Below are 8,271 nucleotides of genomic sequence, written 5' to 3' on the forward strand. Positions count from 1 at the left end.
GAGCGCGGGAACGCCTCGTTCTGAAAGAGAAAACGCAACACAGGTACGCGCAGGACGCGGATCTGCTCGCTGCGCCGATAGGCTTGGTAGGCCGTCATGGATTTCAGCACGCTGACCCATTGAATGGTCTCGAAAGGTCGCAGCTCGGTCGCCTCCTCGGGGAGCAGATTGGCCGAGCGCACGTCGATGATGCGGGTGGTCATGTCCGCGCGCTCGAGAAAGCGCCCCAGGTGCAGGAAGTCGTAACCCTGATCGTGCAGCATGGTGCCCGAGAGCAGACCGTTGATGTTCTGTGCGCCCTGAATCACGCGCTTCAGATAGGCGTGTCGACCCCCTTTTGTCATCCCTTTGGGGAGATCCTCGCGGGCGAAGAGATAGATCTCGTTCAGTAGCTCCCAGACCTCGCGCGGGACGAAGTCGCGAATGGTGCGACAGTTCTCGCGTGCCGCCACCAGCGCCGCCAGGACCGACCCCGAATTACGCTCGTCGGCGAGGAGAAACCGCACGACGTGACGTTCGCTGTAGTCCTTGTAGTGCTCTTCGAAGAGCGGGTTTGCACCCGTGATGTCGACCAAGGGTCGCCAGCCCGGCGCAATGCCCTTGGGCAGGTCGAGCAGGAGATTGGCGTTGACCGTCACGATACGGGCGGTGTTTTCGGCCCGCTCGACATAGCGGGCCATCCAGTAAATGTTTTCTGCAACACGCGAGAGCATGTGTTCCGACCCCTATGCTCGGTTGGATTCGCTTCCGTCCCTGCCGACGGCTCGGCCGCTCATTCGTCGGTCTGCGGCGGTTCGGGCACGATCCAGGTGTCCTTGCTGCCGCCGCCCTGGGAGGAGTTCACGACCAAAGACCCCTTGCGCATCGCCACCCGCGTCAACCCGCCCATCGTGACCTGCTGGCGATCCGCCGAGAGGATGAAGGGACGCAGATCCACATGACGCGGCTCGAGCTTCTTGCCGATGATCGTCGGCACGGTCGAGAGCTTCAGCGCGGGCTGGGCAATGTAGTTGCGCGGGTCCTTTTTGATCAGCTCGGCGAAGTGCTCGCGTTCCGCCTTGGTCGATGCGGGCCCCACCAGCATGCCGTAGCCGCCCGACTCGTTCGCGGGCTTCACGACCATCCGTTCCATGTTTTCAATGGTATAGGCCAGCGCATCCGGCTCCATGCAGCGGTAGGTCGGGACGTTCGGGATGATCGGATCCGCGTCGAGATAATAGCGGATCAGCTCGGGTACGAAGGCATAGACGACCTTGTCGTCCGCAACCCCGGCGCCGGGCGCATTGGCTAGGGCGACGTTGCCGGCCTTCCAGGCGCGCATCAGTCCGGGCACGCCGAGCGCGGAGTCCGGAAGGAAGGCTTCGGGATCGAGGAAGAGGTCGTCGATGCGACGATAGACGACGTCGACGCGGGCCAACCCGTCGACGGTGCGCATGTAGACGCAGTCGTCCTTGTCGACGAAGAGATCGCGCCCTTCCACCAGCTCGCAGCCCATCTGTTGCGCCAGATAGGAGTGCTCGAAATAGGCCGAGTTGTAGATGCCGGGGGTCAGCACGACCACCGCGGGATAGTCCGCGGGGCGCGGCGAGAGTGCCGCCAGGGTGTCGAAGAGTTCCGAGGGATAGTCGTCGACCGGCAGCGGGGCATAGTGCTCAAACAGCTCGGGCAGCACGCGTTTGGTGACCAGGCGGTTCTCCAGCATGTAGGAGACGCCCGAGGGGACACGCAGGTTGTCCTCCAGGACATAAAGGGTACCGTCCGCGTCGCGCACCAGATCCGAGCCGCAGATGTGCGCCCAGATCCCCAAGGGCGGGTCGACACCGACGCACTGGGGGCGGAAGTTCACCGATTTGGCGAGGACCTCGGCCGGGAAGACACCGTCTTTGATGACCTTTTGATCGTGGTAGAGGTCGTCGATGAAGAGGTTCAGGGCCTGCACGCGCTGGCGCAGCCCGGCATCCACGCGCTCCCATTCGGACTGAGCAATAATGCGGGGAATGATGTCGAACGGCCAGGTCCGATCGATGGCGCCGCCTTCCTCCGAATAGACGGTGAAGGTGATCCCCATCTCCTTGATCGAAACATCGGCGGCCTCCTGGCGGGCCACGAGCTCCTCGGGGCCGAGTGCCTCGAGATCGGCAAGCAGACCGGCGATCGCCCGATGCCCGTTGCCGGTGACCAGCTCGTCGTAGAAACCCTCGGAGGGGTAGGCATTCCAATCGATACTCATGGTACTTACTCGCAGACCAGGTGTCGGGGATGGCTCGGCCGAAACGATTTGCGACGTCGATCGACCGTTGATCGACCTCGAAACCTCATGACCGGAGTATGCTGGAGACGGGGCCACGCCGTCTATCCGCGCACGCGGTGGGGCGGCCGTCGTCCGCCGGCGCGTCTTCGGACACTCCGCACATCCTCTCGCCCCCGCGGGTCGGAGACCTATGCAAGCGACCGCAGTCACGCGACCGCCCGAACAAGACCGCCGGTGCATGACCACCCGACAATGACCACACAGACAGGATCGCCATGACCTACTGTCTTGGACTCGCCCTCGACGAGGGCCTCGTAATGGCCGCCGACTCCCGCACCAATGCCGGCGTCGACTATGTCACCACCTTCAGCAAGCTCCATGTCTTCCAACCCGCCGCGGACCGGATCTTCATCCTCATGTCCGCGGGCAACCTGGCGACCACGCAGGAGGTGCTGAACCGTATTCGACGTGACCTCGATCAGCCGCGCGACACGGCGGCGATCAAGGATCCACACCGCGAGCGCTCGCGGATCGACATGCTCAGTGCGCGTTATCTCTTCGAGGCAGCGGATTACGTTGGACGGGTCAGCGTCGGGGTGCAGCGCGATCATGCCCCGACACTGCACCAAAGCGGTGTGAGTGCGGAGACCACGCTCATTCTAGGGGGCCAGATTGCCGGTCAGCCGCATGGTCTCTATCTGATCTATCCGCAGGGCAATTATTTCGCGGCCTCGCCCCAGACGCCCTACCTGCAGATCGGCGAGACCAAATACGGCAAGCCGGCGCTGGATCGTATCGCCGAGCCGGACCTGTCGCTGGAGAACGGGGCGCGTCTGTGCGTGGTCTCTCTGGACGCCACCTCGCGCTCGAACGTGACGGTCGGTCCGCCGTTCGAGGTCGCCATTTATGCCAAGGACAGCCTGACCCTGACCCATCGACTCAAGCTGACCGCCGATTCGCCGGCGTTGCGCGCGCTCTCGCGCAGTTGGAACGAGGGCATCCGCAGTGTCTTCGACCATTTACCCCGTTTCGATTGGGAGGCGATGGGCGAGGCGCCGACCGACCGGCTACCGACCTGAGTGCATCAGTCGTAGTGCTCCCGGGACCGCGCCACCCGCCCGGTCAGAAAGGAGCGCGCCGGATCGACCCGGGCACGGCCGGCAAGTGCGGTGCGACCGAGCAGCATCCGAAACAGCATGGTCTCGCGATTGGTCAGGGTGATCTCGATCGGCCAATCCTGCCCGGCCAGCATGAGTCGGCTGCGGATGATGTAGCGATCCTCGCGGTGACCGCCCGAGTCGGTCACCCGCCGTTGGTCGATAACCAGTGCCTCGCCGTGGATCACCACATCGGTGCGTTTCTGCAGCGGATGCACGCCGAAGCGCACGTAACGCTCGCGGCCGCGATGGAAGCCGTCGACATAGAAGGCATGGAGGGTGGAGGTGCGCGCCCCCGTGTCCACCTTGGCCTTGACGAGGCTGAGCCCCAACTCCGGTAGAGCGATCCATTCACGCCAGCCCAGCAGCAATGTTTCGGAGGTCTCGCCGGGAGTCATCGCGAAACCTCGCTCAATGCCGTCAAATGCACAATCCGCACGCCGCTACGCCTCCCGCTCGACCTCGATCGCCAAGGGCCGATGTTAGCAGAGCCAAGCCCCTATCCGGACTGCTAAACTGGGCGCCGGTTCGGGCGAGCTCGATCAACGCATTCCGGAGACACCATAGACACCATGTTTAGACCGATCCACATGACCCTGATCGCGGCCTTGGCCCTGCCGCTGGCCCGGACCGCCGTTGCGGAGGAGGGCACCGCCAAGATCCTCGCACCCTGGGAGGCGAACGGTCAGCTTTTTCAGATCGCCGTGGATAAGCTCCAATTCATCGGCACCTTCGAGGGCATCATGTACATCGAGCACGGCGAAGGCCTCCTGGATGCGGCGCTCTTCACCTGTCCCTCGACCCAGATCATCCATGTCCTGAGCAACCAGCTCGAGAGCCACGGCTTCTGTACCATCGAGAGCCCGACCGGTGACTCCGTCTACGCCGAGTTCACCTGCAACGGCGAGCCCGGCTCCTGCAAGGGCACCTTCACGCTCACCGGCGGAACCGGCCGGCTCGCCGGGATCACCGGTCAGAGCGACATGATCGTGCGCACCGCACTGAGCGGGACCGCCATGAACGAGTCGACCGGCGGGACGGTGTCGGCGGCGAAGGGCCTCGCGATCTGGCCGGAGATGCGGTACGAGTTTCCCGGCAAGAGTGCGAAGGCCGGCATGCTCGGCACCGGCCCCGGCTCGAACGGAGGGGAAATGATCCCGGACATGCTGAATCCGGAGGATCCGGGCAGTCCGGCCGATCCCGACGCATCCGCCGAGGGAACAGGCTCCGGGGACTCGCCTGCGAGCGGTTCTGCGCAAGACAACCCGGCGAGCGACCGCTGACCGAATGGCCAGCCGAGAGTTGCCGAACAAACGACACCGCCGGATCGATCGTTTGTCGGGTGCGGTCCTCGTCGGTGTAGTTGCAGCGTTGCTCCTCGGCGCCCAGTCCTTCGCCGCCGGCGCCCGCGAGATCGTTGGAATCCCCATCGTCGAAGACGACGGGTCCCTCACGATCAAGGGGCAGGCGATCGAGCTCTACGGGATCTATCTTCCGCAGACCGAGCGCCAGTGCCGGCGCTGGGAGCGCCCCGTGCGCTGTGCGCCGCGCAGCACACTTGCGCTCGACTTCCGCGTCAGGGGGTTCGTGAGCTGCGAGCCGCGCGGTCGATCCGAGACCGGACGGGTTCAAGCGATCTGCCATGTCGAACGTACCGGGCTGAATCCGGGCGAGGATCTGGCCGCCTATCTCATCCAGCGCGGCTGGGCGCTCGCTCTGCCGGGTGCGCCGTTCGAATATCACGCCATGGAGCGTATCGCCCGCACGCAGCAGCTGGGCGTCTGGGGTACGGCGGTCGACGCCGTCGGCCCGCGCTGATGCGGCGGCGACGCGATCAGGATTCGGGTTCGAACGCCAAGGCCACCGAATTGATGCAGTATCTGAGCCCCGTCGGTCTCGGCCCGTCCGGAAAGACATGTCCGAGATGGGCGCCGCAATTGTTGCAAAGGACCTCGGTACGGCGCATGCCGTAGCTGACATCGTCCTCGGTCGCCACGACATCGGGTGCGGTCGGCTGCCAAAAGCTCGGCCAGCCCGAGCCGGAATCGAATTTCTCGCTCGCGTCGAACAAGGGCTCGCCGCAACAGACGCAACGGTAGAGACCCGGTTCCTTGGAGTCGTGATACCGACCGGTGAAGGCAGGTTCGGTCCCTTTTTCCCGACAGACGCGGTATTGCTCCGGCGTCAGGGTTTCGCGCCATTCGCGATCGGTTTTCTCGATCTTATGACCCATAGCGACCTCGTGTGATTTGGTTTTCATGTGACCTGGCTTCGACGCCCCGCCTGGCGATTGGATCAAGCATGGGCGGCATTGGCTTGAGCCTCGGGCGAGGCGACCCTTATACTGCCCGCATCCTCAGGTCCGAATCGCGATGATTCGCTGCCCCGATTGCCACTCGGTTTCGATCCCTTCCCTATCATGACGTTATCGGTGACGCTCCGCCCGGATCACGTGTTCAGAAGACCGGGCGGTAGGGTGGACGCGCGAGAGCGAAGTCTACCGAGCTCTGCGCAGGCGTTGGTGGACTGCGCTGCGCTTGTCCCTACAGCGCTTGTCCGGCCGGGCGGGACGATTCTTCTCGGCGACTTGGTCGGGTTTGCGAGCGCCCCCCGAGCGGCTTTAATGGGGTCGCATCGTTGCGATGTCCACTTGCTGCCGCCGTGCCGGCCCGCAGGATGCGCCCCGGACCATTCCCCGACAGACGCGAAACCCGTGTCGACCGACGCCGATCCGGCCTGTGCATCCGAGGCGTTCGCCTGAGATGTTCCTGAGGAACCGACATCGCCTCTGGGTCCGCTTGGTCTTGATGCTCGGTGCCATCTCGCTGTTCGTTCTGGCCTACCAATGGGGTAACCAGTACCAGCGCCGCAGCGCCGCGCCTCCGACGATCGGCGGGTTGCTGATTCGTCCGCCTGCGAGCCTGCCGGATTTCGAGCTCCGCGAGGCCCTCGGTCGTCCGTTCGGCCACAAGGACCTGTTGCAAGGCTGGACGCTGATCGCCTTCGGCGATCTGTCGCGCGCCTCGGGACAGCTCGCCGTCCAGCGTCTGATCGATGTCTACAACCGGGTGGCCGACGAGCGCGCCTTGCGTAAACAACTGCGCCTCGTGCTCGTCGGCACGGGTGATGCCGGTCTCCACCGGGATTTCGCCGGCCTCATGCCCGCGTTGAAAATCCTCGGCGGCGACGCCGAGCAGATCGAGCGTCTCCGCACCGACATCGGCCTCGGCGCGTCGGACTCGCCGGCGATCTTCGTCCTCGCACCGGGCGGTTACCTGCTTGCCTTCCTGCCCGAGACCGAAGGCGGCGCACAGATGGCGGAGGACCTGAAGGCCATCCACGCCAGCTCTGACCTCTTGTTGCCGGAGACACCATGACGGAACCAGTCCGGGGCGTGGGGGCGCGACTCTTCGTCGCCCTTCAGCGCGTCCTTCCACAGCACACCTTGTCGGGTCTCATGTATCGGTTGGCCCGTGTGCGGTGGCGTCCGCTCAAGGACCTGCTCATCGGGACCTTCCTGCGTCTCTACAAGATCGATATGACCGAGGCAGCCGAGCCGAATGCGAAGGCTTATGTGCACTTCAATGCCTTCTTTACGCGCGCGCTGAGACCCGATGCACGGCCCATCGATCCTGATCCGCAGGCGGTCGTCAGCCCCGTCGACGGCACGATCAGTCAGATCGGTCGCATCGACGCGGGCCGTGTGATCCAAGCGAAAGGTCGGGATTTCACCGTCGAGGAGCTCCTCGGAGGCGACCCCGAGCGGGCACGGGCCTTCACCGGCGGTACCTTCGCGACCATCTATCTGGCGCCGAGCGATTACCACCGCATCCACATGCCGGTCGGCGGAGATCTTGCCTGGATGCGGCACATTCCGGGGCGGCTCTTCAGCGTGAACAACGTCACCGCGGACCTGGTGCCTCGGCTGTTCGCACGCAACGAGCGGGTTGCCTGCCGATTCGAGACCGATGTCGGTGCGATGGCGATGGTCCTGGTCGGGGCCATCTTCGTCGGCGGGATCGAGACCGTTTGGGCCGGCGAGGTGACGCCTGCACGCGGCAAGCATCGGCCCTCGAATGCGGGTACCGTTCCGGGTGCCGCAGGCGGATCGCTCAGGCTCGAACGCGGCGCCGAGATGGGTCGCTTCAATCTGGGCTCGACCGTGATCTTGCTCTTCGAGCCGGGCCGGGTGCAGTTGGACGAGACGCTCGTGCCGGGCCGCAAGGTTCGACTCGGCCAGCGGCTCGGCCGTCCTGCTGCGGCGTCCGAGCACGCCGAGACCTGACGTATGTCCCATCTCTTTCTCGCCGTGACCGCCCACGGTTACGGGCACCTGGCGCAGGCGGCGCCGGTCGTCCATGAGTTGGCGCGGCGGTTGCGCGGTCTGCGGATCACCTTGCAGAGCGACATCGATCCGGGTTTTGCGCGCAGCCGACTGCCGCCCGGGTTTGCGCAGATCCAGGAGGCGACGGATATCGGTCTGCTCATGGACGGCCCGCTCGACACCCGCTGGTCGGAAAGCCTGATCCGATACGCCGATTTCGAGGCCGATTACGACCGGCGGCTGGAACACGAGATCGCCCTCTTGCGCGGCGCGGCACCTGACCTGGTCTTGGCCGATGTGCCCTGGCTGCCGCTCGATGCGGCGCGGTGGGCGGGCCTCCCGGGGGTGGCGCTGTGCTCGCTCAACTGGTTCGACATCCTGGTCGAGAGTCCGGTGGCCGATCGGGTTCCGGCACCTGTGACGGAGCGGATGCGAGCGGTCTATGCCGCGGCCGAGCTCTTCATCCGACCCGCCCCCTCGATGCCCATGTCCTGGCTGCCGAATGCCATCGATGTCGGCCCCATCGCGAGCCGTTATCC

General features: G+C 64.9%; 9 protein-coding genes and 1 pseudogene. 6 read left to right on the forward strand and 4 right to left on the reverse strand.

From position 1 onward, the window contains the following. Together VLR48_RS02080 and VLR48_RS02085 are read right to left on the reverse strand one after the other, a co-directional pair. A partial coding sequence (locus VLR48_RS02080; RefSeq protein WP_325290189.1) for an alpha-E domain-containing protein occupies positions 1 to 713 on the reverse strand: 713 nt, incomplete at its 3' end. Between the two features lie 59 nt (positions 714 to 772). Then, complete coding sequence (locus VLR48_RS02085; protein WP_325290190.1) at positions 773 to 2,230, reverse strand: circularly permuted type 2 ATP-grasp protein; 1,458 nt, start codon at positions 2,228 to 2,230, stop codon at positions 773 to 775. Between the two features lie 296 nt (positions 2,231 to 2,526). On the opposite strand from VLR48_RS02085, the gene VLR48_RS02090 reads away from it, so the two are divergent. Then, on the forward strand, positions 2,527 to 3,330 hold the full coding sequence (locus VLR48_RS02090) for a 20S proteasome subunit A/B (RefSeq protein WP_325290191.1): 804 nt from the start codon (positions 2,527 to 2,529) through the stop codon (positions 3,328 to 3,330). 5 nt (positions 3,331 to 3,335) lie between these two features. Here the strand turns inward: VLR48_RS02090 and VLR48_RS02095 are convergent, their stop codons facing one another. Next, positions 3,336 to 3,806, reverse strand: a complete 471-nt coding sequence (locus VLR48_RS02095; RefSeq protein WP_325290192.1) for an ATP-dependent zinc protease — start codon at positions 3,804 to 3,806, stop codon at positions 3,336 to 3,338. Between the two features lie 174 nt (positions 3,807 to 3,980). Here VLR48_RS02095 and VLR48_RS02100 point away from each other — a divergent pair, with 174 nt between their 5' ends. Both VLR48_RS02100 and VLR48_RS02105 read left to right on the forward strand, forming a co-directional pair. After that, positions 3,981 to 4,691 carry a hypothetical protein gene (locus tag VLR48_RS02100; RefSeq protein ID WP_325290193.1) on the forward strand — a complete coding sequence of 237 codons (711 nt, stop codon included), beginning with the start codon at positions 3,981 to 3,983 and terminating at the stop codon, positions 4,689 to 4,691. Between the two features lie 4 nt (positions 4,692 to 4,695). Next, positions 4,696 to 5,226 carry a nuclease-like protein gene (locus VLR48_RS02105; RefSeq protein ID WP_325290194.1) on the forward strand — a complete coding sequence of 177 codons (531 nt, stop codon included), beginning with the start codon at positions 4,696 to 4,698 and terminating at the stop codon, positions 5,224 to 5,226. Positions 5,227 to 5,242: 16 nt separating this feature from the next. On the opposite strand, the gene msrB is transcribed toward VLR48_RS02105, so the two are convergent. Continuing rightward, a complete protein-coding gene (gene msrB, locus VLR48_RS02110; RefSeq protein WP_325290197.1) occupies positions 5,243 to 5,641 on the reverse strand; it encodes a peptide-methionine (R)-S-oxide reductase MsrB in 399 nt (132 codons plus the stop codon). Positions 5,642 to 6,170: 529 nt separating this feature from the next. Between msrB and VLR48_RS02115 the strand changes: the two genes are divergently transcribed. The 3 genes and pseudogenes from VLR48_RS02115 to VLR48_RS02125 form a co-directional block, all read left to right on the forward strand. Next, positions 6,171 to 6,785 (forward strand): hypothetical protein, encoded by a 615-nt coding sequence (locus VLR48_RS02115; protein WP_325290195.1) that lies wholly within the window; start codon positions 6,171 to 6,173, stop codon positions 6,783 to 6,785. Beyond that, complete coding sequence (gene asd / locus VLR48_RS02120) at positions 6,782 to 7,693, forward strand: archaetidylserine decarboxylase (protein ID WP_325290196.1); 912 nt, start codon at positions 6,782 to 6,784, stop codon at positions 7,691 to 7,693. The genes VLR48_RS02115 and asd overlap by 4 nt, the downstream gene beginning before the upstream one ends. A gap of 3 nt (positions 7,694 to 7,696) precedes the next feature. Continuing rightward, positions 7,697 to 8,271 (forward strand): annotated as a pseudogene (locus tag VLR48_RS02125) (hypothetical protein); the annotation flags it as partial.

Source organism: Thiocapsa sp., assembly GCF_035467215.1.
Taxonomy (GTDB): Bacteria; Pseudomonadota; Gammaproteobacteria; order Chromatiales; family Chromatiaceae; genus Thiocapsa.

Excerpts from the sequence above, each read along its gene's own strand:
- VLR48_RS02085 (WP_325290190.1), bottom strand. The coding sequence starts at position 2,230 with ATGAGTATCGATTGGAATGCCTACCCCTCCGAGGGTTTCTACGACGAG.
- VLR48_RS02090 (WP_325290191.1), top strand. The coding sequence starts at position 2,527 with ATGACCTACTGTCTTGGACTCGCCCTCGACGAGGGCCTCGTAATGGCC.
- VLR48_RS02095 (WP_325290192.1), bottom strand. The coding sequence starts at position 3,806 with ATGACTCCCGGCGAGACCTCCGAAACATTGCTGCTGGGCTGGCGTGAA.
- VLR48_RS02100 (WP_325290193.1), top strand. The coding sequence starts at position 3,981 with ATGTTTAGACCGATCCACATGACCCTGATCGCGGCCTTGGCCCTGCCG.
- VLR48_RS02105 (WP_325290194.1), top strand. The coding sequence starts at position 4,696 with ATGGCCAGCCGAGAGTTGCCGAACAAACGACACCGCCGGATCGATCGT.
- msrB (WP_325290197.1), bottom strand. The coding sequence starts at position 5,641 with ATGGGTCATAAGATCGAGAAAACCGATCGCGAATGGCGCGAAACCCTG.
- VLR48_RS02115 (WP_325290195.1), top strand. The coding sequence starts at position 6,171 with ATGTTCCTGAGGAACCGACATCGCCTCTGGGTCCGCTTGGTCTTGATG.
- asd (WP_325290196.1), top strand. The coding sequence starts at position 6,782 with ATGACGGAACCAGTCCGGGGCGTGGGGGCGCGACTCTTCGTCGCCCTT.